At 52.6% G+C, this 24,110-nt stretch carries 24 protein-coding genes and 2 pseudogenes; 14 read left to right on the plus strand and 12 right to left on the minus strand.

Annotation, left to right across the window (positions count from 1 at the left end; all coding sequences use genetic code 11):
- Positions 1–19: 19 nt before the first annotated feature.
- From modA to ACQKE4_RS04725, 4 genes are all read right to left on the minus strand, one after another.
- A complete protein-coding gene (gene modA / locus ACQKE4_RS04710) occupies positions 20–817 on the minus strand; it encodes a molybdate ABC transporter substrate-binding protein (RefSeq protein ID WP_427387130.1) in 798 nt (265 codons plus the stop codon).
- Complete coding sequence (gene pyk / locus ACQKE4_RS04715) at positions 804–2,279, minus strand: pyruvate kinase (RefSeq protein WP_427387131.1); 1,476 nt, start codon at positions 2,277–2,279, stop codon at positions 804–806. The genes modA and pyk overlap by 14 nt, the downstream gene beginning before the upstream one ends.
- 105 nt (positions 2,280–2,384) lie before the next feature.
- Entirely contained in the window at positions 2,385–2,873 is a 489-nt protein-coding gene (locus ACQKE4_RS04720) for an ureidoglycolate lyase (RefSeq protein WP_427387132.1), read from the minus strand.
- A gap of 9 nt (positions 2,874–2,882) precedes the next feature.
- Positions 2,883–3,713 (minus strand): bifunctional allantoicase/(S)-ureidoglycine aminohydrolase, encoded by an 831-nt coding sequence (locus ACQKE4_RS04725; RefSeq protein WP_427387133.1) that lies wholly within the window; start codon positions 3,711–3,713, stop codon positions 2,883–2,885.
- Positions 3,714–3,994: 281 nt separating this feature from the next.
- Between ACQKE4_RS04725 and ACQKE4_RS04730 the strand changes: the two genes are divergently transcribed.
- Positions 3,995–5,434 carry a YfcC family protein gene (locus tag ACQKE4_RS04730; protein WP_427387134.1) on the plus strand — a complete coding sequence of 480 codons (1,440 nt, stop codon included), beginning with the start codon at positions 3,995–3,997 and terminating at the stop codon, positions 5,432–5,434.
- 41 nt (positions 5,435–5,475) lie between these two features.
- Here ACQKE4_RS04730 and ACQKE4_RS04735 read toward each other — a convergent pair.
- Together ACQKE4_RS04735 and ACQKE4_RS04740 are read right to left on the minus strand one after the other, a co-directional pair.
- Positions 5,476–5,940 (minus strand): annotated as a pseudogene (locus ACQKE4_RS04735) (ABC transporter permease subunit); the annotation flags it as partial.
- A complete protein-coding gene (locus ACQKE4_RS04740; RefSeq protein ID WP_427387135.1) occupies positions 5,898–6,533 on the minus strand; it encodes a transporter substrate-binding domain-containing protein in 636 nt (211 codons plus the stop codon). The pseudogene ACQKE4_RS04735 and the gene ACQKE4_RS04740, both read right to left, overlap by 43 nt.
- On the opposite strand from ACQKE4_RS04740, the gene ACQKE4_RS04745 reads away from it, so the two are divergent.
- Positions 6,520–6,762: a hypothetical protein gene (locus ACQKE4_RS04745; RefSeq protein ID WP_427387136.1), complete on the plus strand. Its 243-nt coding sequence runs from the start codon at positions 6,520–6,522 to the stop codon at positions 6,760–6,762. The two genes, ACQKE4_RS04740 and ACQKE4_RS04745, sit on opposite strands and share 14 nt — an antisense overlap.
- On the opposite strand, the gene ACQKE4_RS04750 is transcribed toward ACQKE4_RS04745, so the two are convergent.
- Positions 6,759–7,862, minus strand: a complete 1,104-nt coding sequence (locus ACQKE4_RS04750) for a LysR family transcriptional regulator (RefSeq protein ID WP_427387137.1) — start codon at positions 7,860–7,862, stop codon at positions 6,759–6,761. The genes ACQKE4_RS04745 and ACQKE4_RS04750 overlap by 4 nt on opposite strands.
- Between ACQKE4_RS04750 and ACQKE4_RS04755 the strand changes: the two genes are divergently transcribed.
- The gene (locus ACQKE4_RS04755; RefSeq protein ID WP_427387138.1) at positions 7,851–8,723 is read left to right on the plus strand and encodes a zinc-binding dehydrogenase; all 873 of its coding nucleotides are present in this window, start codon (positions 7,851–7,853) and stop codon (positions 8,721–8,723) included. The genes ACQKE4_RS04750 and ACQKE4_RS04755 overlap by 12 nt on opposite strands.
- A 521-nt stretch (positions 8,724–9,244) precedes the next feature.
- On the opposite strand, the gene ACQKE4_RS04760 is transcribed toward ACQKE4_RS04755, so the two are convergent.
- The gene (locus tag ACQKE4_RS04760) at positions 9,245–10,120 is read right to left on the minus strand and encodes a MurR/RpiR family transcriptional regulator (protein WP_427387139.1); all 876 of its coding nucleotides are present in this window, start codon (positions 10,118–10,120) and stop codon (positions 9,245–9,247) included.
- Positions 10,121–10,144: 24 nt separating this feature from the next.
- Positions 10,145–11,083 carry an allantoinase PuuE gene (puuE, locus tag ACQKE4_RS04765; protein WP_427387140.1) on the minus strand — a complete coding sequence of 313 codons (939 nt, stop codon included), beginning with the start codon at positions 11,081–11,083 and terminating at the stop codon, positions 10,145–10,147.
- Positions 11,084–11,391: 308 nt separating this feature from the next.
- On the opposite strand from puuE, the gene ACQKE4_RS04770 reads away from it, so the two are divergent.
- From ACQKE4_RS04770 to ACQKE4_RS04815, 10 genes are all read left to right on the plus strand, one after another.
- Complete coding sequence (locus ACQKE4_RS04770; protein ID WP_427387141.1) at positions 11,392–12,147, plus strand: aspartate/glutamate racemase family protein; 756 nt, start codon at positions 11,392–11,394, stop codon at positions 12,145–12,147.
- Between the two features lie 152 nt (positions 12,148–12,299).
- A complete protein-coding gene (locus tag ACQKE4_RS04775) occupies positions 12,300–13,658 on the plus strand; it encodes an NCS1 family transporter (protein WP_427387142.1) in 1,359 nt (452 codons plus the stop codon).
- Between the two features lie 27 nt (positions 13,659–13,685).
- On the plus strand, positions 13,686–15,155 hold the full coding sequence (locus ACQKE4_RS04780) for an NCS1 family nucleobase:cation symporter-1 (RefSeq protein WP_427387143.1): 1,470 nt from the start codon (positions 13,686–13,688) through the stop codon (positions 15,153–15,155).
- A 551-nt stretch (positions 15,156–15,706) separates the two neighbouring features.
- Positions 15,707–16,165: a Panacea domain-containing protein gene (locus ACQKE4_RS04785; protein ID WP_427387144.1), complete on the plus strand. Its 459-nt coding sequence runs from the start codon at positions 15,707–15,709 to the stop codon at positions 16,163–16,165.
- Positions 16,158–16,763, plus strand: coding sequence for a hypothetical protein (locus ACQKE4_RS04790; protein WP_427387145.1), 606 nt, complete (start codon positions 16,158–16,160; stop codon positions 16,761–16,763). The genes ACQKE4_RS04785 and ACQKE4_RS04790 overlap by 8 nt, the downstream gene beginning before the upstream one ends.
- A gap of 103 nt (positions 16,764–16,866) precedes the next feature.
- On the plus strand, positions 16,867–17,781 hold the full coding sequence (locus tag ACQKE4_RS04795; protein ID WP_427387146.1) for an SH3 domain-containing protein: 915 nt from the start codon (positions 16,867–16,869) through the stop codon (positions 17,779–17,781).
- Positions 17,782–17,933: 152 nt separating this feature from the next.
- A complete protein-coding gene (locus ACQKE4_RS04800; protein ID WP_427387147.1) occupies positions 17,934–18,182 on the plus strand; it encodes a type II toxin-antitoxin system ParD family antitoxin in 249 nt (82 codons plus the stop codon).
- Complete coding sequence (locus ACQKE4_RS04805; protein WP_427387148.1) at positions 18,182–18,478, plus strand: type II toxin-antitoxin system RelE/ParE family toxin; 297 nt, start codon at positions 18,182–18,184, stop codon at positions 18,476–18,478. The genes ACQKE4_RS04800 and ACQKE4_RS04805 overlap by 1 nt, the downstream gene beginning before the upstream one ends.
- A gap of 267 nt (positions 18,479–18,745) precedes the next feature.
- Positions 18,746–18,988 (plus strand): type II toxin-antitoxin system Phd/YefM family antitoxin, encoded by a 243-nt coding sequence (locus tag ACQKE4_RS04810; protein WP_427387149.1) that lies wholly within the window; start codon positions 18,746–18,748, stop codon positions 18,986–18,988.
- Positions 18,985–19,248 carry a Txe/YoeB family addiction module toxin gene (locus ACQKE4_RS04815; RefSeq protein ID WP_427387150.1) on the plus strand — a complete coding sequence of 88 codons (264 nt, stop codon included), beginning with the start codon at positions 18,985–18,987 and terminating at the stop codon, positions 19,246–19,248. The genes ACQKE4_RS04810 and ACQKE4_RS04815 overlap by 4 nt, the downstream gene beginning before the upstream one ends.
- A 100-nt stretch (positions 19,249–19,348) precedes the next feature.
- On the opposite strand, the gene modF is transcribed toward ACQKE4_RS04815, so the two are convergent.
- Positions 19,349–20,836: a molybdate ABC transporter ATP-binding protein ModF gene (gene modF, locus ACQKE4_RS04820; protein ID WP_427387151.1), complete on the minus strand. Its 1,488-nt coding sequence runs from the start codon at positions 20,834–20,836 to the stop codon at positions 19,349–19,351.
- A 138-nt stretch (positions 20,837–20,974) separates the two neighbouring features.
- Positions 20,975–22,447, minus strand: a complete 1,473-nt coding sequence (gene ilvC, locus ACQKE4_RS04825; RefSeq protein ID WP_427387152.1) for a ketol-acid reductoisomerase — start codon at positions 22,445–22,447, stop codon at positions 20,975–20,977.
- Positions 22,448–22,643: 196 nt separating this feature from the next.
- Here ilvC and ilvY point away from each other — a divergent pair, with 196 nt between their 5' ends.
- The gene (gene ilvY / locus ACQKE4_RS04830) at positions 22,644–23,522 is read left to right on the plus strand and encodes an HTH-type transcriptional activator IlvY (RefSeq protein WP_427387153.1); all 879 of its coding nucleotides are present in this window, start codon (positions 22,644–22,646) and stop codon (positions 23,520–23,522) included.
- A 51-nt stretch (positions 23,523–23,573) separates the two neighbouring features.
- On the opposite strand, the pseudogene ACQKE4_RS04835 reads toward ilvY, so the two are convergent.
- Positions 23,574–23,705, minus strand: a pseudogene (locus ACQKE4_RS04835) (GntR family transcriptional regulator); the annotation flags it as partial.
- Positions 23,706–24,110 lie beyond the last annotated feature (405 nt).

The following is a 24,110-nucleotide window of genomic DNA, read 5'->3' on the forward strand; positions in this document are numbered from 1 at the left end:
TTATTCAACGCTAAAGCCATCATTCGGGGTTAAAACCATAACGGTGCAAAATAGCTTGCCCCTCATCCTGCTGTAGCCAGTGATAGAAATCGCTGGCGACCTCTCCCGCCCGGTTGGTTAACACCATGCGTTGGCGTAAAGGGCTATGCCATGATTCAGGAATAAGTACGTACTCACTTCGCTCACCAAGGGCAGGTGCCAAGGCCAAAGAGTAAGCGACTAACCCACCGCGAGCGTCGTCAGAAAGAGCAAACTGCGCCGCCTGGGAGACGTTTTCGCCAAGCACTCGCAGCGGTTCGGTGCCCTCCCACAGCCCGACATGCTCAAGGGCTTGCTGCGCGGCGACCCCGTAAGGGGCGTGTTCAGGGTTAGCCAGGGCAATGCGTTCAGTGGTGCCGCTTGCGTGATTTTCCAGCGCGTCGCGTACTGCTGAAAGTGGTGCGTCCTCACTGGGTAAATCGTCGCGTCCGGCGCGCTGCAGCCACACTAACCGGCCAATGGCATAAATGACGCCCTCGTCCTTGGTATGGCCTTCTTCATAAAGCGCTTGGACGTAACGCTCATCAGCAGAGAGATACAGCTCAAAGGGCGCACCCTGGGCAATTTGACGACGAAAGTTGCCCGACGAGCCAAAGTTGAGCCGCAGTGTATTGCCCGTCTGCTGCTGAAACCGCTCGGCGGCTTCAGTAAGAGCAAATTGCAGATCAGAAGCCGCTGCCACAATAGGCGCCCCCGCAATCGCGGGGGCGCTTGTTAATAGCAGGCCAGCCAGCAGTAGCCCATGCGCCAATTTAGCTTTTAGTTTAGCTTTTAGCATGCTCGTCGGTAATCTCCATTACCTTCATGGTATTGGTGCCGCCATGGGCGTTCATATGGTCGCCACGGGTAAGGATTACATGGTCGCCTGGCTTGGAGATTCCCATCTTCACCAGTAGCTCTAGCGCTTTGTCATTAAGCTCGGTGGGAGACATGTCAGAGGTGTCGAACGGCAGCGATACGACACCACGATAGAGCGCCATACGGCGCTGGGCGATGGGATTGTGCGCCAAGCCGACAATCGGCAGGCCCGAGCGAATACGCGAAGCAATGAGCGGCGTATAGCCCGAAGAGGTCATACAGGCAATCGCGCTGATACCGGTCATATGGTTGGCGGCATACATGGCGGATAGCGCGATGGTTTCGTCAGGCCGGGTAAAGCCTTCATGAATACGGTGGCCGGACTCCTGGGCTGATTTTTCCCGCTCCGCACCCAAACAAACTCGTGACATCGCTTCCACGGTTTCTAACGGATAGTCGCCCGCGGCGGTTTCAGCGGAAAGCATCACCGCGTCACTGCCATCGAGTACCGCGTTGGCAACGTCAAATACTTCAGCACGGGTAGGCAGCGGCGCTGAAATCATGCTTTCCATCATTTGCGTAGCTGTGATCACCGCACGATTAAGCGAGCGCGCGCGCTTAATCATGCGCTTTTGAACGCCGACCAGTTTAGCATCGCCAATTTCGACGCCTAGATCGCCTCGCGCCACCATTACCGCTTCAGACGCTTCAATAATGCCATCCAGAGTCGCGTCATCTGCCACTGCTTCGGCGCGTTCAACTTTAGCCACCAAGCCAATATCTTTACCCGCCTCGCCCAATAAACGGCGCGCTTCGAGCATGTCTTCTGCGTGGCGTGGGAAGGAAATGGCTAAGTAGTCGACGCCGATTTCAACGGCGGTTTTAAGGTCTTCTTTGTCTTTTTCAGTCAATGCCGGTGCCGAGAGCCCACCGCCTTGCTTGTTAATACCTTTATGATTAGAGAGCTTACCGCCCACGACCACACGGGTATGCACTTGCTGGCCTTCAACACGGGTCACATCAAGCACGACACGACCGTCATCCAGCAACAAGCGGTCACCGGCGGTCACGTCTTGCGAAAGAGTTTTGTAGTCACAGCCCACTTGCTGCTCGTCGCCTGAATCGCCATCCAACTCCATATCGAGAATAAACGGCTGGCCCTCTTTCAGCACCACGGCACCATCTCTAAACCGCGCAATACGAATTTTGGGGCCTTGCAGGTCGCCCAGGGCCGCTACGCTGCGGCCTAACTTGGCGGCAATTTCACGCACTTCGTTCAATCGGCGACGGTGATCATCAGCGGTACCGTGAGAAAAATTTAAACGCACCACATCTACACCCGCCGCTAGCATGGCTTCCAAAACGCCTTCACGGTCGCTGGCAGGCCCAAGGGTGGCGACAATTTTGGTACGACGAATAGTAGAGAAGTGCAGTGCGTTCATAATATTCCAACCATGCTAATGAGCGTGTAGTAACTCTGTTTAATAACACTAGCTTATCAGTTTAACGCGTTCTATATGACAGCCCTGCAACAGGAAATGTACGTATTATTCCAACATCACGCTAATTGCCAGGGGAAACTCATCGCAGTTATTGCCATCGCCGCCCCGATCCACCACCAAGAACTCGCCTTCACGTTCTAGCACTGACTGAATAGCGTGCCAAGTGCCGGCACGGTAATTTACCCCTTGACGGCCATCGGTCACAAAAGCGCGTACATCGTCAGGGTTAATATGCTCACCCGGTGGTGCCACCACGACAATAAACTGCTCCTGGTGCAGCGGCATAAAGGCCTGACTGCCTTGAGGGTGTCGCTCTAGAAAGGTGAGTTCCAGCGGCAGTGTGATCGGCTGGCTAACGAAAATATTCACCAGCGTGCGAGCATTTTCGCCCAAGGTTTCTACCTTGGCCAGATCGTGATGACGTTGGGTACGCCCGGCATTGATAGGAAATGATGCGGAGGTACGCGCATCTATTACATCGCCAAAAGGGGCAAACGCCTCTGCCGTTAGCGGCTCGGCTTTTAGCTTCAACATTTCAGTTCCTTAGCGAGATGACAGTTTAAGAGCAGCATGGCGATTAACATCTTTGTAAAGCAAATACCGGAACGGCCCAGGGCCAGCGGCGTAGCAGGCCTGGGGGCAGAAAGCGCGCAGCCACATAAAGTCGCCGGCTTCGACTTCTACCCAGTTTTGATTTAAGTGGTAAACGGCTTTGCCTTCAAGCACGTACAAACCGTGTTCCATGACATGGGTTTCATCAAAAGGAATCACGCCGCCCGGCTGAAAAGTCACGATATTAACGTGCATATCGTGGCGGACATCCGCAGGGTCAACAAAACGCGTGGTGGCCCAGCGTCCTTCGGTATCCGGCATTTCGATAGGGGCAATGTCCTGCTCGTTGGTGACGAATGCCTGGGGCACCTCAAGCCCTTCAACAAACTCGTACGCTTTGCGCACCCAGTGAAAGCGCACTGGCGCGCTTGATTCATTGCGCACCTGCCAATTGCTGCCGGGGGGAATAAACGCATAGCCGCCGGGCTGCATGGTGTGACGCTCACCCGCTAAAGTAAGCGTTAACTCACCTTCAACAATAAACAGCACGCCTTCCGCCTGGGAGTCCGGCTCGGGCTTATCGCTGCCACCCTCTGGCTGCACTTCCATAATGTATTGCGAAAACGTCTCGGCAAACCCGGACAGCGGACGCGCCAGCACCCAAAGCCGAGTGCCTTCCCAAAACGGCAGATTGCTGGTGACGATATCGCGCATTACCCCCTTGGGGATCAGCGCATACGCTTCCGTGAATACCGCGCGATCAGCGGTGATTTGTGTTTGCGGCGGATGCCCACCGGTGGGGGCGTAGTAGTTAGCTGGCATGTTGAGACCTTTAGGACGTTTGGAAATAAGACATACTTCTTGTATACAAGATTAACGAAACATATTAAAGCGCTCTTTCACAGGGCTTCTTGAAAGAGCGCTTGTGAAACACTCCTCCCAATAGTAACTTCTTTAGAAACTTTTGTTTCACAATTCTAAAACGATTAGATCCGCAACCAGAAACAGCAACCTCACGGCTCTATCGAGCATGATCGTTGCTAAGGTTAAACATTAAAAACAATCGCCATCCCGGGTGGCAGCTCCCTAACGCGAGGCACAGCATGTCCCAACCAACTCCCTCTCCTGATAGTCCGCCACCTAAAAAAAGCTGGTGTCGAATCCCGGATATCTACGTGGTGCTGTTCGTATTTATAGGCTTGGCGGCGCTCGCGACTCACTTTGTACCTGCAGGGCAATTCGAACGCGTTCCTGGGCCGGATGGCAGAACCACCATTGACCCGACGTCTTATGAGCAGGTCGCATCGTCGCCGATTGGTATCGTCGACTTCATGCTGGCGATCCCCAATGGGTTGATGAGCGCCGGTGAAGTGGTCTTTTTTACCTTTATGATTGGCGGCATGTTCATGGTGCTAAGGCGCACCGGCATTATTGAAATAGGCGTTGATAAACTCACGCGACGCTTTGCACGACAAAGCCTGCTCACTATCCCCGTGTTGATGACCGTATTTGCGCTGATAGCCACCGTGATCGGCACGCAAGAGCTGGCATTGGTTTATGTGCCGGTCATTCTGCCGCTAATGATTGCTTTACGCTTTGATTCGGTCACTGCGGCGGCGGTGGCACTTTGCGCCACTACCGTCGGCTTTACGACCGGCGTACTCAACCCCATCAATACAGGCCTTGGGCAGCAACTCTCAGACCTGCCCCTCTACTCCGGTTATGGACTGCGCATCATGGCGTTTGTGGCCATGCTAGCGGCGGCCATCTTCTTCGTTATGCGCTACGCCCGGATGGTGCGCCACACGCCCTCACTCAGCTTACTAAGCCATGACGCTAGCGAAGCCGAAAAACGCACGCTGTACCAACACGCAGATAATAGTCCTGCGTTAATCGCCACCGCTCGCCAGAAGCTGGCGGCCATCGCCACCTTCGCCTTTTTCGCCGTGCTGGTTTATGGCGTACTCCAGCAAGGCTGGTTCATGATGGAGATGGCGGGCCTGTTTATCATTATGGGCATTGTAGTGGGCCTTATCGCCGGCCTCGACACTGACGAAATATGTTCAGGCTTCAACCAGGGCTTTCGCGATGTATTGGTCGGCGCCATGATCGCTGGCGTGGCGCGGGGCGTTGCGGTCATGTTGGAAGATGGCCAGATCATGGATACCCTGGTGTTTGGGCTTGGTAATCTCGTCGGTGGCCTACCCACCCTGCTTTCCGCTATTGGCATGTTCTTCGCTCAGCTCGGTTTTAATTTCATCGTGCCTTCCGGTAGCGGCCAGGCGCTGGTCACCATGCCGCTGATGGCACCACTCTCCGACATTATTGGCGTTACCCGCCAAACAGCGGTGCTAGCTTTCCAGCTCGGCGACGGCATCGGCAATATTCTCTACCCCACCTCGGGTTACTTTATGGCCACCCTGGCCCTGGCGGGTGTGCCGTGGCAAAAGTGGGTCAAATTCTTCTTCCCACTTTTTTGCGTTTGGATTGTGATTGCGCTGGGCTTTCTTATCTTTGCCCAGGCAACTCAGTGGACCGGCTAGCAGTGAACCGGCTAACAGTGAACCGACTAGTCGTGAATCGGCTAGAGCACCGCAGAGATAAATTGCTTCAGCTCCGGCGTTTGTGGATTGCTAAATAGCTCGCTGGGGGCGCCCTCTTCATGGATGCGCCCCTGGTGCATAAACACCACACGATCCGCCACATCACGGGCAAAGCTCATCTCATGGGTGACCAGAATCAGCGTCATCCCCTCTTTTGCCAAGGCCTCAAGTACGCGCAGCACTTCACCCACCAGCTCAGGGTCAAGCGCCGAACCGAGCATCACGATAATTGACTGGCTGATCAGCGCCGGGTAAACCCGCGCAAAAGCCGGAACCAGCACGACATGGCAATAGCTTTGCAGGGTGGTCATACCCAGAGCACGGCCAGTTTCTAATTGCCCTTTCGCCGTGGCACTAATGCCAGCTCGAAGAATTTCAGCGCTGTAGGCGGCCAGGTTAAGCGTCATGGCAATAAAGGCGGCAGTAATCGCATCGATTTTGATACCCCCCTGGCAGGCTCGTTTTTGTTCATGCCGACGTAGCAAGGTGAATCTTTAAGCTGATACACCAAAGAAGGCGCACGGTTGCTATTGCGCTCGGCGATCACGGCAGCAACCACGTTACCGGTGGCTACGTAATCGACCTGGGCAGAAAGAAACGCAGAAATGGTAGTGGCGTTGTCTTCAAAGCGTTGAACGGTAGTGGAATCTGGCGCAATTTCCGAAAGCTCCATATCTTCCACGGCACCGCGGGTGACTACATTGGTTTTATCGGCTAAGCCTTCTGGATCATCTACGCTTTCATCTTCATCAGCGCTGAACACGCCCAGGAAGAACGGCGCGTAGACATCGGAGAAGTCGATCGCCGTTTCGCGCTCCGGATTTTTACCCAGGCTGGAGATCACCAAATCCGCTTGACCGGTCTGCAAATAGGGAATGCGGTTAGCACTGGTCATGGGGATTATTTCTATCGCCACGCCCATTTCGTCAGCGAGGTATTGGGCCATATCAATATCGTAGCCACGTGGCTGCAGGTCGGTACCTACCGAGCCAAACGGTGGGAAATCTTGTAGTACAGCCACCCGTATGATGATCCGCACCGACGATCACCTCGCTCAACTGGTCGCGCTGCGTGCCGGGCTGTGGATTGGCGTGTGCTCACGCCAGGTTGCGCAACGTCACGGCCTGATGCTCGTCCTGCAAGGGCAGGTGGATTTCAATGTCAACGTGTGGATCGTCATGCACCAGGACATGCGCAAGGTGCAGCGCAATGCCATTGTGTTCAATCAACTGAGAGCGGCCCTGACGGACTTCATGGCGTTGGGTTAACGCCGCAACTGCGGCTCGCCTTCGACGCAGTTCACCAAAAATTCCATCACCACCTTCACTGAAGGCGAGCGGCGCATGTCCGGATACACCGTCAGCCAGATATCGCGAACCGGTCCTTCGGTATTCGTTGCCAGCCGCACCAATTCCGCATCGTGATCCCCCACCAGAGTGGGCAGCACCACCGCACCCACATGGGATCGAGCGGCCATTTGCTGGGTAATTAGGTCGCTAGCAGCAAAGGCAACCGTGCGGTTGCCGCGCACCTGATGCATCCACGCCTGTTGGGGCAGGTGGTCGCGGGTGGTGTCATAGGCAATGAACGTCCACTGTTCGGCGGGTAATTGCTTGAGCTCGGGCGTGGCATAAAGACCGAAGCGCACGGCGCCGACCTTTCTGCGTACCAGCGCTTCTTCGTCGGGACGCACGGTGCGCAGGGCAATGCCAGCTTCGCCTTTGTCCAGGGCAGCAAGGGTCGTCGAGGACATCACCACGATATTCAGCCTGGGATACTGCGTCCTGAACCGCGCAACGTGCGGCGCGATGCAGTGGATGGCAATCGACGGCGGGCAACTGACCAGCACGGAACCTGCCACCTCAATCGAGGCCACGCGGGACAGGCGCATCACTTCAGTGGCCATCTCGCCCATCCCTGCCGCTAGTTTCGCCAATACCAGGCCTTCCTCGGTGAGTGGCCGGCTGCGAGGCAGGCGGTCTACCAGTTTGACGCCTAGGGCTTTTTCCAGGGCATCGACGCGCCGGCCCACGGTGGCGTGTTCCACCTGCAGCTCGCGGGCGGCCGCCGACAGAGACTGAGTGCGCGCCAGTACGGTGAAAAAATACAGATCCTGCCAGTCAAACATCGGGTTATTTCCGCACAGAGGGTGGGAGGTATTGGGGAATTCTCTTACAGAGTAACGCCTTTTACCATGGCACATTTCCACCGCAAACAGAGTTGTCCCATGATGAAAGCCCTCACCCTTGAAACCTACGGCGGCCCGGAAGCCGTTCAATTGCGCCTCGATGCGCCCAAACCTCATATCACGCCCGGCCATGTGCTGATCAAGGTGGCCTGCGCCGGGATCAATTTCATGGATGTGCACACCCGCCAGGGCAAGTACGCCCGGTCGGTGACTTACCCAGTGCGACTGCCGTGCACCCTGGGCATGGAAGGTGCCGGTGTGGTGGTGGAAGTGGGCGAGGGCGTAAGCCATCTGGCTCCAGGTGATCGGGTGGCGTGGTGCATCTCCTGGGGCGCGTTTGCTGAATACGCCAGTGTGCCTGCCGCGCGGGTGGCGCAAATTCCGAATGCGATCGGCTTCGATCAGGCGGCTGCGGCGATGTTCCAGGGGTGCACGGCGCACTACCTGATTGAAGATGTGGCCCGGTTGCAGGCGGGCAACAGTTGCTTGATCCATGCGGCTTCCGGCAGCATTGGCCAGTTGCTGGTGCAGATGGCCCATCGACTCGGCGCTAGGGTGTTCACTACCGGTAGCAGCGCCGAAAAATGCGCAATTGCCCTTCAGCGTGGTGCTGATCAGGCGTGGCAATACCAGGGATTTGCCGAGCGTGTATTGGCGGAAACCGATGGGCTGGGTGTGGATGTGGTGTTCGATTCGGTGGGCAAAGTCACGTTGCGGGAAAGTTTTAAGGCCTGTCGTATGAGAGGGCTGATCGTCAATTACGGCAACGTCTCCGGTTCGATCACTGATCTGGACCCGATGGAATTGGGGGAGGCTGGCTCTCTGTTCCTGACTCGTCCACGCCTCAACGATCACATAGCCGACGGCCCGACCGTGCAACGGCGTGCCGATGCGGTGTTCGCGGCGATGCTTGAGGGTTCGCTGACAGTGGATATCGAAGAGCGTTACACCCTGGAACAGGTGCAGCAAGTGCATGCGCGGATTGAAGCCAGGCAGCAGATTGGCAAGGCGGTAGTGTGGCTGGACCGTGAGCTGTATTAACGGCGAGCAGCGACTTACATTGGCGAGGGAGAGTGCCGCGTGACTCGATATCATCACGCGCATCCGCCTGAACACTGGAGCTAGTAGTAATAGCGCCGAGAGCAACAGCTGCACTCAACCCTGTGGCTAAAACGCCAGACTGCAAGCGCTTAAAGCGATTCGAAATGAGTAATTGAAGCGCTGGGATAACGGCTTCATAAAGCTCTCCTGGCAGGCTTACGCCCTGCAGAGTCTCGGGTTTGCTAGAGATGCATCGCTGAATAACTAGATGGAAGCAAAGCGAATGCAAGCTTTGTTGCACGATTTCTAAAAAAGTAACTTTTGCTTCACTTGACCAGCTAATAGCAACAGCGATACCAGAAGTGGCTAACATTTTCAGAACATCAACTTAGAGAGCGCCAAGAACCAAAATGCAGTGCCTGACGCATTGACCAAAGGGAATAAAAGGAGAAGAGTGATGCAACGAGTTGATGCAACCTTCAGCGGCCAATACGCTGAGGTGCACCATGAAGAGACTTTAGCTACTGAGCACTCCAATCAACGCTCATGGTCGGCGCTTCAAGCTCACTGAGCTCCGAATAAATATCGCTGATCGCACTAATCCGCTCGCGACCTTCTGCAAGGCGACGGTGCAGCACACCATTGGCAATCAGGCAGATCAGGCTATTGGCCGTGGCGTAACTATCGAATGCAGAAAGGCTTTCCAACGGCGTTTCAAAAAACCACTCGACTTGTGAGGCAAAATTTACCGCGGTGGGGTCAGCCAGTAAGGCTACCTTGGCTGGTGAACGCTCAAGTGCCGCTATTAGCGAGGCAAATGCCGCTGGGCGGCGGCGGAAACCAAACAGCACCACCACATCCTGCTCGGTCAGATCGACAATCTCTTCCGCTAACGACTGGTTAGGGTGGGGAACCACTCGCACCTGGGTACGTGCCTGAATTAGCTGCTGGCGAAAGTGCATCGCTAAGGGGTAGCTGTTACGAAAGCCGATCACTACTACATGGCGCGCCCCATTTAGGCGTTCCACCAAAGCGGCAAACTGATCCGTAGCAATACTGTTCAAGCAGCGCTGCAGATTATCCTGCTCCCGCTGAAGATGGCGCTGAAATGGTGCCCCGGCCTCTTCTTGCATGGCGTTGGCGTCGATCACTAACGGCACACCCAGATTACGCAATTGGCGGGCATGATCCTTAACGGTGCGGTAGCTCTCGAACCCCAGCCGCTTGAATAAGCGGCTGACGGTCGATTTAGAAACGCCGGTTAAACGCGCCAAATCGGCGGCGCTATACACCGCCAAATCGTCAAAGTGGTCGAGGATAAAGCTTGCTACGCGCTGCTCCTGGGCACTTAACTCGTCAAACTGAGCAGTAATTCGCTGTCCTATATGCGGCGTCATAACATCCTATTTTGCGTAATTTAATCACCGCTTTGGTGCGGGGTGATGCTCGGCCCAGTGACGGGCAATATCGACGCGCCGGGCAACCCAAACGCGGTCATGGGTTTCAATGTAATCCAAAAAGCGCTGCAGCGCGCGGAAACGCCCGGGGCGACCCAATAAGCGGCAATGCATACCAATGGAGAGCATCTTAGGCGCCTCCTCCCCTTCCGCGTAAAGCACATCAAAGGCATCGCGAAGGTAAGTAAAGAAGTGATCTGCGGTGTTAAAGCCCTGCGGCGCGGCAAAGCGCATATCGTTGCTATCCAAGGTGTAAGGCACAATCAAATGATTATGCTCACCGCCCTGGCTATCGGTGACTTGGGTCCAGAAAGGCAAATCGTCGCCGTAGTAATCGCTATCGTAAAGGAAACCGCCCTCATCCAACACTAAGCGGCGAGTGTTGGGGCTATCGCGACCGGTATACCAACCTTGAGGCTTCTCACCGTAAAGCCGCTGAAAAATCTCCATGGCCTGCTGAAGATGTTCGCGCTCAACGTGCTCAGAAACTTCCTGATAGTGAATCCAGCGGTAGCCATGGCAGGCGATCTCATGGCCGAGTTCTTTAAAAGCCTGTGCGACGTCAGGGTTGCGCTCCAGCGCCATGGCCACACCAAACACGGTGAGCGGCAGGTCGCGCTTTTCAAACTCACGCAGAATGCGCCAGACCCCAGCCCGGGAGCCGTATTCATAAATCGACTCCATGCTTAAGTGACGGTCAGGATAAGCGGGCGCGCCAATAATTTCCGATAAAAACTGCTCTGAGCCGGCATCACCATGCAGCACGCAGTTCTCGCCGCCCTCTTCATAATTGAGCACAAACTGCACGGCAATTTTCGCCTTGCCGGGCCAATTGGCATGAGGCGGGTTGCGCCCGTAACCAATCAAATCGCGAGGGTAATGGCTATTAGAGGATGACGACATAGGTAGCTCCTTTAACTCATATTCCAGATACATCACCGATGAAGAAAAGGCCGGTGAAATAGCAAATTATTTGTATACAAAATAGCGACATTACTAGCGAACCGCAATCCAGCCTCTGGCTAATCCGCTGAGATCCATGCAGTTTCTATACTCACGCCGCTTTAAGCCCTTGAATACTGAACAATTGGTCAAACTTTTAGCGGGACATTTTTATCGTCTATTCGCGTTTAGAGGCTTGCGTAAGGCTAGAAACCGCCCTATTTTTGTATACAATAAATTCGATATTGTTTACACACGGAATAACTATCGTGCATATACGCGTTATTAACCCTAACACCACGGCCTCCATGACCGCTGCTATTCATCAGGCAGCACAGCAACAAGCAGGCCCCGGCACCACAGTCAGCACCTCCCAACCTGAAGCTGGCCCCGTCTCCATCGAAAGCCATTTTGACGAAGCCATCAGCGCGGTAGGGGTTGCCGAAGAGGTGCTTAAAGGCGAACGCGAAGGCGGCATCGATGCCTACGTGGTGGCCTGTTTCGGCGACCCGGGCTTGCTCGCTGCCCGCGAACTCACCCGCGCACCCGTGATTGGCATTGCCGAAGCGGCGTTTCATCTTGCCACCCTGGTGAGCACCCGTTTTTCTATTGTGACCACCTTGGGCCGCACCGGCATTATTGCCGAGCACTTGCTACAGCAGTACGGCTTTAGCCACCACTGCCGCCGCATTCGCGCTGCGGAAATTCCGGTGTTGGATCTTGAGCACCACCCTGAAGCGGCGTTTACCCGCATTGTTGAAGAGTGCTGCTGCGCCCGGGATGAAGACGGCATTGGCGCCATCGTTTTAGGCTGCGGCGGTATGGCGAATTTGACCCAGGAGATCAGCCGCGAAGTGGGCCTGCCGGTAGTAGAAGGTGTTACAGCTGCGCTGAAACTAGCCGAGTCGCTAGTGAGTTTAGAGCTTTACACCAGCAAGCATGGCGATTTGGCCTATCCAAGACCGAAAACCTTTACCGGTAAATTTGCTGGGCTTTCAGAGCTTTCACTGCCGTTTAAGCCATAAGAGCTCTGCAAAAAAATAACGACTCAAAAATATTTAATAACAAAAACTTAAGCATCACTTTAAAAAAGCACGTCCATTAGCACGCCACGCCGCAAGCGTCTCTCGGCTTAGCTGAGAGTTAATAAAACCTATAATCTTGCGAGGACGACATCATGAGCGCTACAAACTCGGCTCTTCCGTCAGAAGAACGGCCCGATTCTGGGACGAAAGCAATAGGGGCTGAAAGCCTGGCCCCGCAACACACCCGGATTATGGGGCGCAGCTCCTATTTTCTGGCCTGGTTCGGTGGCTGCGTTTCCATTGGCACCTTCGCCATGGGCTCAAGCGTAGTGGGCACCTTGAACCTGCTACAAGCAACGCTGGCTATCGCCATTGGTTGCTTTGTGATCGGTATCGCACTCGCCATTAACGGGGCGGCGGGCTATAAGTACGGCATCCCGTTTATGGTTCAAGCGCGCAGTGCCTTCGGTTTTACCGGCACCCGCTTGCCTGGGCTAGTGCGCGCGGTGCCTGCGGTAGTGTGGTACGGCTTTCAAAGCTGGATTGGCGCGGGGGCACTGAATATGGTGTCGGCCACCCTATTTGGCTTCGACAACCTTATCTTCTACTTCATTACCTTTCAGTTTCTGCAAATCGGCCTGTCGGTAATGGGCTTTCAGGGCATCAAGTGGCTAGAGAATATCGGCAGCGCCTTTATCCTCGCCTCGCTGGTGTATATGTTTTACGCCACGGTGCAGCGCTATGGCGATGAGCTTTCCGCCAGCCTGCTGACCATGGAAGGCTCCTGGGGCATGCCGTTCTGGGGCGCCACCATGCTGTTCCTAGGCATCTACAGCACCATGATGCTTAACGTTAGCGACTACTCCCGTGAGCATAAAAAGGGCACGCCCCAGAGCCTACTTACCACTATTTATGCCATGTCGATTCTGCCCTGCACGCTGTTTATGGGCTTGATCGGTTATATGGTCTCGCAAGCCACCGGCACCGCCGACCCTATCGAGGTATTCGCCAACGCCGTCGACAACACCCCGCTGTTGATGACCACCCTGCTGTTTATCGCCTTTGCTCAGGTCACCACCAACGTACTCAACAACGTAGTACCCCCGACTTACGTGCTGATGGACATCTTCAAGATCAAGTTCTCAGTGGCCACGGTGATTGTTGGGCTACTGGCCTTCGCCACCTTCCCCTGGAAACTGGTGCAGCCGGGTTCCGCAGCGGGCCTGCAAATGTTTGTGCAGACCTACTCCGCCTTTTTAGGCCCGATCTTCGCCATTCTGGTGGTCGATTATTACGTAGTTCGCCACCGCACATTGGATATCAACAACCTTTATGACCCCGAGGGCCCCTACAAAGGCTTCAACGCCGCCGCTCTGATCGCGACCGCGGTGGGCATTGTAGCGGCGCTCTCTTTCTCGGCAGTTTCATGGTACGCCAGCCTGATACCTGCAGGCGTCACCTACTACCTGCTCATGAAATATTGGGCGCCCTGCCAACGCTTTAATCAGTAACGCCAACTCAAACAACGAGCTAATCCAATGAAAGAGAGCACGCCCAGTAGCGATCTGGATATAAAACATATCGATCCTACGCTGTATAACGAAGACCTTGCGCCGCTGAAACCCCAGGACCGTAACTGGGGCGCGTTTGAGATCTTTAACGTCTGGTCTAACGATATCCAGAGCCTGTTCGGCTACACCCTGGCTGCATCGCTGTTTTTAACCTACGGCCTGAACGGCTGGGCGGTGATGGCGGCGATTATTCTGGCCGGTGTGATTGTGATGTTTTTGGTTAACCTGACCGGTAAGCCCAGCGTTAAATACGGCATTCCGTTCCCGGTCATGGTGCGCGCCAGTATGGGGGTGCGGGGCGCCAACCTACCCGCGATGCTGCGCGCTATTGTGGGGATTTTCTGGTACGGCGTGCAGACCTACTTCGCCTCTACCGCCGTCACGCTGCTGATTACCGCCTTTTACGGCGCAGGCGATGGCAGTATGTTCCTCGGCCTTTCCGGCGTGGCGTGGGTGTCGTTTGTGATTGTATGGCTGTTTCAGATCGCGATTTTCTGGCAGGGCATTGAGCGCATTAAGCACTTCCTCAACTGGGCAGGCCCGCTGGTTTACGTAGTGATGCTGGTACTGATGATCATTGTTTGGTTCCAGGCAGGCAGCGAACTGATTCCTGCCATTGGCACTATTTTTAGCGGTGACGGTGAAGCTAGCGGAAGTTCAATCGCGGCCTTTTTAGCGATTGTGGGCACCATGGTGGCGTACTTCGCAGCGGTGGTTATCAACTTCGGTGACTTCACCCGCTTTGTAAAAACCGAACGCCAGATGAAGCTGGGCAACCTGCTAGGCTTACCGCTTAACGTGGCGTTCTTCTCGTTTATCGCGCTGATTATTACCGCTGGCACCCTGGTGCTGTTTGGCGAGGCACTAACCAACCCCGCCGATATCGTTGAGCGAGTGGATTCATTGCCGCTCACGATTGTCGCCGCACTGACCTTCTTCGCCGCCACGGTAGGCATCAACCTGGTCGCCAACTTTATTCCCCCCGCCTACGACCTGGCCAACCTATTCCCCAGCAAAATCAGCTTCAAGATGGGCGGCCTGATTACTGCGGTGATTGCTTTCTTCGTCGGCGCGCTATGGCTTTCAGTGATCAGCCAGATTGGCGTTCCCGGCTTCGTAAATGCGCTAGGTGCCGTCGTCGCGCCCTTCTACGGCATTATTGTGGTCGATTACTACCTGATTAAGCGTCAGCACTTAAACATGCAGGAGCTATTCTCATCAGCACCGGGCACCGCCTACTACTATGTAAACGGCTGGAACACCCGTGCCCTTATCGCCTTTGGTGGTGCCGCGCTGTTCTCACTCTCTACCGTATTAGTCCCCGCACTTACCGGCCTGGACGGCTTTGGCTGGATGATTGGCGCAGCACTGGGTGGGCTGTTCTACTACGGCTTAATGCGCCAGTTTAAGGCTACGCCCACGTTTGCCGAGCAGTAGGCAAGCGAGCCGTAACCAGCTGGTTAGCAGCTTATACAAGCGCCATCGGTTTTGCCGATGGCGCTTTTTTGGGGCGTGGGCTGGCGCGGCCAATTGAGAACCTGCCTAAATCCTTTCATGGCGCTACCAAGCAACGTATTTAGCGGTATCAAAACTCAGTAAAATGAGATATTTTCGAGCTGTAATGCACGCTTGTCTGGTACGCTCAAGGTGTCATCTGCTTAATTTTCTGAAAAATATTTTATTAAAACATTCAAAAACAACAAGTTATCAAAGTGTTCTATGGGCTTATTCGCAATTTGAAAAAATGACCTGGAATGTTTATGCGCATGCACATTATTCTGTCAGCCTTTATAAGGATAAAGTGAGTATTTTTATTTTATATCAGACGCTTGTTGCTTATTGGTGGTTTTTGGCTTCTCAGGAAAACGCGCATGCGTATGAATAAACTGTTATGCTGCCTGCTGTACGAATAAACAGATAGTGTTGCGCAAACCTAGGTATTAAGCTAGGCTCCTAGCGCGTCAAAAAAGTCAAGTGGAGATTTAGACATGGCTCTGTCCAACGAGTTGGAAAAGGTGTCAAACGCAATAATTGATGCCCATCGGAAGTTGTTCGATGAGAGCCCCTCGCCAATGAAGCTGCAGAAGCTTTGCTATTATGCTCAAGGTTATGCCTTGGCTGAGGGGCAACAGCTTTTCCCTGAAGAATTTCAGGCATGGCAGCACGGCCCTGTCGTATACGAACTGTACTCCAAGTTTAAGCATTTCAAGTGGAGGCAGATCAACGATGATATTGAGGAAGTTGATTTCCCTCAACTCGAATTCCTGACCAAGATAGTCGCAGCGTATGGCCGCTACGATGGTGCTGCGCTCAGCACGATGACCCATCGAGAATCGCCTTGGCTTGACGCGCGAGGAGACTTAGACGAGTCTGAGGGAAGCACTGCCTTTATTCCGAAAGAGGCATTGAAAAAGTTTTTTGAATCACGACTCAGAATGCATGGCTAAGAGTAAATACGAAAATATTGCGGACAATGACGCTGAGTCCGTATTAGAAGAGAAGCTTAGACTTTCTTTCGAATTTATAGACTGGAGCGCTGATGAATTTTTCTTTCATGGAATGGAGGAAAGCTACTATCAAAAGTTCTTCAGTTGTCTTTCTGAAATAAAAAGAGCAAAAGAAAAAGAAATCACTCAACAAATTCACCCAAGCCTTTCCCCAAAATCAATATTCAACACTGAAACTGCGATAAAAGATTCTTTTCCAGAAGAGGTAGTTTCTAAGCTGCAAGAGAAGCTTTTTGTGCAAACCAGAGATCGAGATGAAGCATGGTCGCAAGCTGAAGAAATAGCATCAAGAGCATTTGAAATTAGCTTGTCAAAAAATTATGGCCGTATTCACGGATTTATCTGGAATAATACATTTAATATCGTTTGGTTTGATCCCGCCCACAACCTATATCCGATGAAGAGTAATGTTAAAAAACACAAGGATATAGCATCTGTCAGATGCTTTTCACCTGATGAGGTCAAAAGGCTCCAAGAAGTTATCAAAGAATTACAAGTGGAAAACGCAGAGCTCTACGAAGCATTTGCAGAATCGTAGAGTGCATAACAGTCGCTGTTGACGAACAATTTTTCCACCGTTCTGCAGCTCCAAAATTGCCGCAAAGCTCTGCGTTAGAGGAAGACAACTTGAGCCATTAATTATGAAGGATATTATATTCCACAGCCCCGCCTTAAAAGCTATCCGCGACCTTGATAACTCGCCCTCTATTCGCGCAATTCGAGCTATAGAGAGATCATCTTCTATGCGGGTAATGCGCGAGTTAAATGACCAGTCGGCGCTAAAATCGAAGTATCAGTTACAAAACTCTCCCGCAATTAAAATGATCCGGGAGTTCGAAGAGTCTCCCACAATCCGTATGATACGGGAGCTGGAAAGTTCTCCCGCAGCGAAAGCAGCCATTAGGGATTTTCAAAAATCACCAGCCTTCAAGGCTATTCAGCAAATGCAGGATTCTCCTGCGTTAAGAGCTTTACGTGCAATTGAAAAAAGCCCTGCAATTGAGGCTTTTTTAAGCGTTTCGAAACAAATGAGTCATGGATACGGGGCTCTGACGTTCTCTGAAGCTTATGGACTTATCGTTAGTGAATACGAGAACCTATCAGGTGGTGAACCTCTAGACGACCTGTCTGTAGAAATTCAAAAAAGAGCTAAAAGCGCTCCGCCTGGAATCCTAAGCGCAGAATTTTATATACAGCTTTTTCTGGCACTTTTTCTCTTTTACCTTTCTCAGCTATCTTCTCAAGAATCAGAGGAAAGGTTGCTCGCTAGAATGGACGACTTAGAGCAAACAATTTCTGCACAGCTAACTGAATCAACAACAAATGAGCTGAATAAATCTTTTTTAGTTTCAGATCGATCTATGAATTTACGGTCTGGGCCGAGCACAGACCATGATGTAATCGGAAGTATCCCAAGGAATCAAAAGTTAGTGGAACTTGAGCGACACAGAGATTGGGCAAAGGTTGAGTATTTCGATCATGTTGCGAACGTAAACGTCAAAGGCTGGGCGCATAGTCGTTTTCTTTTAATAATCATTCCTGAAGGTCATGAGTGATATTTCTCTAACAAATCACATATTTTTGCTTCGCTTCGCACAAAACGCAAAAATATGTCCCTGCTTGGGGGCGTAAGAGCATCATTGATTCAGTGGCGGGAGGAGCATGATAATGTCATACCTCACCCATGTTTGGAGCATCAGCCCTGAGCATGCACCGGAAAACCATCACGCTGACTGAGCAGCAGGACAACTGGGTAAAAGCTCAGATTGAAAGCGGCCATTTTGGCAACGATAGTGAATACATCCGCGATCTTATCCGAAGGGATCAGCAGGCCAAACAACGTCTTGCCATACTGAGGCAAGCCCTCGTTGAGGGTGAGTCAACCGGGAACCCGAAACTCCTGGATATATCGGCTATTAAGGCGGCTGGCCGTCAGCGGATCAAGGCGGTTGATTAGTGCTTGAGTTGAATGTCACGCCAAAGGCGGAATCTGATCTCATCGGAATTTGGGTGTATACCTGTGAGGAATGGGGCGTTGATCAGGAGGATAACTACCCGGATCGGCTTGAGACCGGCATGAAACGGCTGATTGAGCATCCATCACTTGGCGCTAACTACGACCCTATTTTTTCTGGGTATCGCAGATTACAGGTCGAGCACCACGCTGTTGTTTATCAACTGCATGAACCGGAAGTGCTCGTCGTTCGTGTGCTTCACGAGGACATGGATGCACCGGAAAGGCTTCTAGAGTAGTGGAAGCTATATTTTCGGCGCAGCATCAAGATCTCCATCAAGCCCAGTGCCGTAGCCACTCGCTAGTGGTTTACGTTCAATCGGGTAAACCCAACCGGCAGTGATTGTCCCACAGGGGACTTTCACCCCATTAGTTCATGCCCATGCTGCGCGTACACAAGTGGTCCCAGGTGACACCTATGACGCAGCGTTAAGAATACGCTCGCCTTGACGTACGTGCGTAGTAACGTACACTTTATGAAGAACTAAACACATTAGAGGTGCGTCATGACTGGTATCACAGCAACTGAGGCACGCAGCAACCTTTACCGGTTGATAGATGAAACAGCCGAGTCCCACCAGCCAGTCGTCATTATGGGGAAGCGGAACAGTGCCGTTTTGGTATCCGAAGAAGATTGGTCTGCCATTCAGGAAACGCTTTATCTGCTCTCCGTACCCGGTATGCGGGAATCGATTCGTGAGGGGATAAATACCCCGGTAGCTGAATGCGATAAGGAGTTGGACTGGTGACATGGAAGTTGGTCTACACCAAGCAAGCCCAGAAAGATGCAAAGAAACTTGCCTCCAGCGGCCTTAAACCAAAAGCCCAGGAACTGTTGGCACTGATTGCAGAAGATCCTTACCGCAAGCCGCCTCCGTTTGAGAAGCTTATTGGTGATCTTGCGGGAGCCTATTCTCGCCGCATCAATATTCAGCATCGCCTGGTGTATCAAGTGCTCGAAGACGAGCGAACGGTAAAAGTTCTCAGGCTCTGGAGTCACTACGAATAATTTATGACCCCGCCGCTTTTGCCGGGAAATGCATACCGCTGCGCGTCACCAAAATAGCCACAAAGCCCAGCGCTAGCGCCTAGCCGAGCTGCCCCGCCGACTAATGATTTTTCTCCAACGCCAAATGGTTATCTATCTCTTTTATCTTGTCTTCCGTGTGGTGATTCACGTAAAGCACCGTGGTTTCTTTGCCTTCACAGATTTTCTCGATAAGCGCTAGCACCAGCTGGCGGTTCATATCGTCCAGGCCGAGGCAGGGCTCGTCTAGGATCAATAGCGGCGGGTGCTTCACCATGGCGCGGGCGATAAGTAGCAGACGCTGGTCGCCATAGGAGAGTTTGTTAAAGGGCTGATCGGTGCGCTCTTGCATGCCGAGTAATTCGAGCCACTGGTCGGCAATCTTTTTCTGGTGATTGGTGGATTTTGAATACATACCGATGCTGTCGTAGAAGCCTGAAATAATCACGTTTTTGCAGCTGGTGCTAACGCGATATTCCCACTGCAGGGCGGTGGAGACATAGCCGATAAACTGCTTGATCTGCCAGATGCTTTCGCCGTTACCGCGCTGGAAGCCAAACACAAAAATATCGTTGGTATAGCACTGCGGATGATCCCCCGTGATCAAGGACAAGACGCCTGTTTTACCGCTACCGTTAGGGCCACTCAGTTGCCAGTGCTGGCCCTGCTCTATCGTCCAGTCGAGCTTATCGACAATCACGGTATCGCCGTATTGGATAGTCGCTTGTTTGAGCTTCACCAACGGCTGGCTGGGGTCGAGAGCGGGTAATTGATTGGCTGGGTCGGCCTCGGGCACGCTTAGATCGGTGGTTTTCAAATGCAGCAATTGGTACAGCTCATTGAAAGCGGCTTCGTCCTGACGCTCTACCATGAACGCTAATCGGCCACTATCTCCCCGTTGTTTATCCCCTCTCTTTTTCTCCAAGCGCTCTTTATCCAGATAGGCCACATGGGTGATGAAGTCCGGCATTTCATCAAAGCGGTTCAGCACCATCACCATGGGAACGGTGTCGATAATGGAAGCGAGATGGGCTTGCAGCATGGCGAGGGTGTCGACGTCCAAACCATCAAACGGCTCGTCTAAAATCAGTAGGTCCGGCTTGCTCGCCAGCGCACGAATCAGCATGACCTTGCGGGTTTCGCCGGTGGAGAGTTTACGAAAGGCGCGGTCAAGCAGCTTGCTCAGCCCGAATTTTTCGACCAGCTCGCTTGCGAGTTCAGGGTCTTGGCACTGCTCGAAAATCATTTCACTGACGGGGGTGCCTAGAGAAATGACATCCATGATATCGGCATCGTCTTTTTTCAGTTCTTTGGCGATGAGTTCGGCTTGCGCTTCGAAAGAGACCAAACCAACGTTTTTGGGAAGCCCTTGAACCGTGCCTGCTTCAATTTTGCCAACGCCCGCCAGCGCCGCCGCCAGGGCCGATTTTCCTGAGCCATTGGTGCCAGTGATAACCCAATGTTGGTGGGGTTCGATGATCCAATCAATCTCGCTTAGGGTGAAGCGATCATCAAAACTGATCGTCGCTTTTTTTAGCTGAATACTCTCTAAGCGGCTGGAAGGCTCCATCAATGTGTTCCTTATTGTTTGGAAAAGTCAGTGTTCGAATAAAATGAGACAAAAAAGCCGAGAATATCGTGGCGATATCTCGGCTTTTTAGATGACTTAGCGGTCTATTCTTTGACGAGCTATCATTTAATCAGCCGATTAAACGATCTTCTTCATATCAGCCATGTGGCCACGAAGCACTGCGCCAACGGCTTCAACCGGGTGGGCGCGAAGCGCATCGTTGACTTCGATCAAACGCGCGTTATCAACGCCGTTGTCGTCTAGATCCAGGCCTTTACCGATAACATCGGATTTGATGCCTTTCATAAAGTCAGCCAGTAGCGGCACACACGCGTGGTTGTAGAGGTAGCAACCATATTCCGCTGTATCAGAGATAGTCGCGTTCATCTCGTACAGTTTCTTACGCGCAATGGTGTTGGCGATAAGCGGCGTTTCGTGGAGAGACTCGTAGTAAGCAGACTCGGCGATGATGCCAGCCGCCGTCATGGTTTCGAAAGCAAGCTCAACGCCCGCTTTAACCATCGCCACCATCAAGATGCCGTTGTCGAAGTATTCCTGTTCAGTAATTTCTACGTTACCAGCAGGTGTTTTCTCGAAGTTCGTTTCTGCTGTTTCTGCACGCCATTTTAGCAGGTTAGCGTCATCGTTCGCCCAGTCTTCCATCATCGTTTTAGAGAAGTGGCCACTGATGATGTCGTCTTGGTGCTTGTTGTACAGCGGGCGCATAATCTCTTTCAGCTCTTCAGCAAGATCAAAGGCTTTGATCTTAGCTGGGTTAGAAAGACGATCCAGCATGTTAGTCACGCCGCCGTATTTCAGTGCTTCAGTGATGTTTTCCCAGCCATACTGGATCAGCTTAGAGGCGTAGCCAGGCTCGATACCTTCTTCGATCATTTTGTCGAAGCAAAGGATAGAACCGGTTTGCAGCATGCCGCAAAGGATCGTTTGCTCACCCATCAGGTCGGATTTAACTTCCGCGATGAAAGAGGACATCAATACGCCCGCTTTGTGGCCGCCAGTACCTACTGCGTAGGCTTTTGCCAGGGCAAGGCCTTCGCCTTTAGGATCATTGTCTTCGTGAACAGCGATCAAGGTGGGAACACCGAAACCGCGCACGTATTCAGCGCGCACTTCAGAACCCGGGCACTTAGGCGCTACCATGATGACAGTTAAGTCTTCACGGACTTTCATGCCTTCTTCTACGATGTTGAACCCGTGAGAGTAAGACAGGCAAGCGCCCTGCTTCATCAGCGGCATTACCGCCGTTACAACAGAGGTGTGCTGCTTATCGGGCGTAAGATTCAAAACCACGTCTGCCGTGGGGATCAGCTCTTCGTAAGTACCTACTACGAAGCCGTTCTCAGAGGCGTTTTTCCAAGACTGACGTTTTTGTTCAATGGCTTCTGGGCGCAGTGCGTAAGAGACGTCTAAGCCGCTGTCGCGTAGGTTCAAGCCTTGGTTAAGGCCTTGCGCGCCACAGCCGATCACCACCATTTTTTTGCCTTTTAGCGCGTCTACGCCATCAGCAAATTCAGAGCTGTACATAAAACGGCATTTGGCGAGTTCAGCCAGTTGCTCGCGAAGCGGCAGCGTATTGAAGTAGTTAGCCATCGTTAACATCCTAAATATTTATGATCACCATATCGATGTGAGCCACACCGACACGAAAAAGGGAGACATAGCCGCTCAATGCAAGATCCAGCGCCATGTGGATAAGGACAATCTATACAAGAGTGAGCATTTCTTAAATTGATATATTTGCAACAGCGTATCCCGATTTTTGCAAATATCAATTATTATGGCGTTTATGAACTATAAAATTTTAAAACAGTTCCTCGCCTTGGCAGAAACCCTGCATTTCGGACGCGCCAGCGATGAGTGCTATATCAGCATTTCTGCCTTGTCGCGCAACATTCGTCATTTAGAAGATGAGCTGGGCGTATCGCTGTTTAATCGCGACAACCGTACCGTGGTGTTGACTCAGGCAGGGCAAAAATTTCTCAAGTATGCCCGCGATGCCAGTAGCCAGTGGAACTTGATTCGTCATGAGTTAACCGACAACTCTGACCAGCTAAGTGGTGAAATCAGCTTGTATGGCTCCGTTACCGCCAGCTACAGCTTTTTATACGAGCTACTGCGCCGCTTTCGTATTGCCTACCCGGTGATAGAGATAAAGTTGCGCACGGGTGATCCAGAACATGCGATTGCCCGTGTTCTGGATGGCAAGGAAGACCTAAGCATTGCCGCGCAGCCTGCCAACCTGCCGCGTGGCTTGGCTTTTAAACCCATTGCTACGTCACCTTTACTGTTTATTGCGCCTGTTGAGCAGCAAGTGCCGAATGTGCCTACTAACACACCAACCACACCGGAAGAGTGGGCGAGCATCCCGATGATTCTATCGGAGAGCGGAGTCTCAAGAGCCCGTGTGGATGAGTGGTTTCGCCAGTTGGATGTCTCCCCGCGCATTTATGCACAGGTCACCGGCAATGAAGCCATTGTGAGTATGGTGAGCTTGGGCTTTGGGATTGGCGTGGTGCCAAAAATCGTCCTCGACAACAGCCCATTGATGGATCGCATTCGCGTGCTCGACGTGACACCGGAACTGGAACCCTACGATATTGGTTTGTTTACCTTAAAGAAAAACCTAAAAAACCCACTGGTCGACGCGTTTTGGCGGTTGATGTAAGCCCTCCTTAATAAGCCCCAGGCGCTGTTTTTTAGCGATCCGAAACCGCCCTTACCCGCCAAAAATCTGCTGCAGATCCGGTGCGCTCTCTTCCTCTTCGACCATGGAGAGCGAGGCTTCGATGGCTTTTAGGTGGCGGCTCATAAAGGCTTTGGCGTGCCCGCTGTTGCCTGCTTCCATGTGGCGCATCTGCTGAACACCGAAAGCCTGGCGATAACGGTGGACAAAGGGTGCACTTCACTTGAGGCTTTCACAAAGTAAGTACACCACTTAACTCACAAACTTCAGCGACGACACCCATGCGATCAGCCAGCACTAACGCTTATTGCCGGTAGGCATTTGAATAACGGGTGTATGATTTTTTTCATTGTTATTATCGACTTTCCCATGGTGCACCTCATCGTAGCGTATTACATTCTGGTGGTGTCCACCGTCAATGGGAAGAATCATAATTCCTCCGAATAACAGTGGGATTTTCTACCCCAGCAGATAAGCTAGCCCGGATTTCTCACAGGGTATAAAAGAAAGCGGCTGAAAGTGCTATGATTTCAAGAACCTAACCAATCCATCAAGCACCAACAGCCGCTT

The sequence above is a fragment of the Halomonas sp. NPDC076908 genome, from assembly GCF_050269715.1.
GTDB lineage: Bacteria > Pseudomonadota > Gammaproteobacteria > Pseudomonadales > Halomonadaceae > Vreelandella.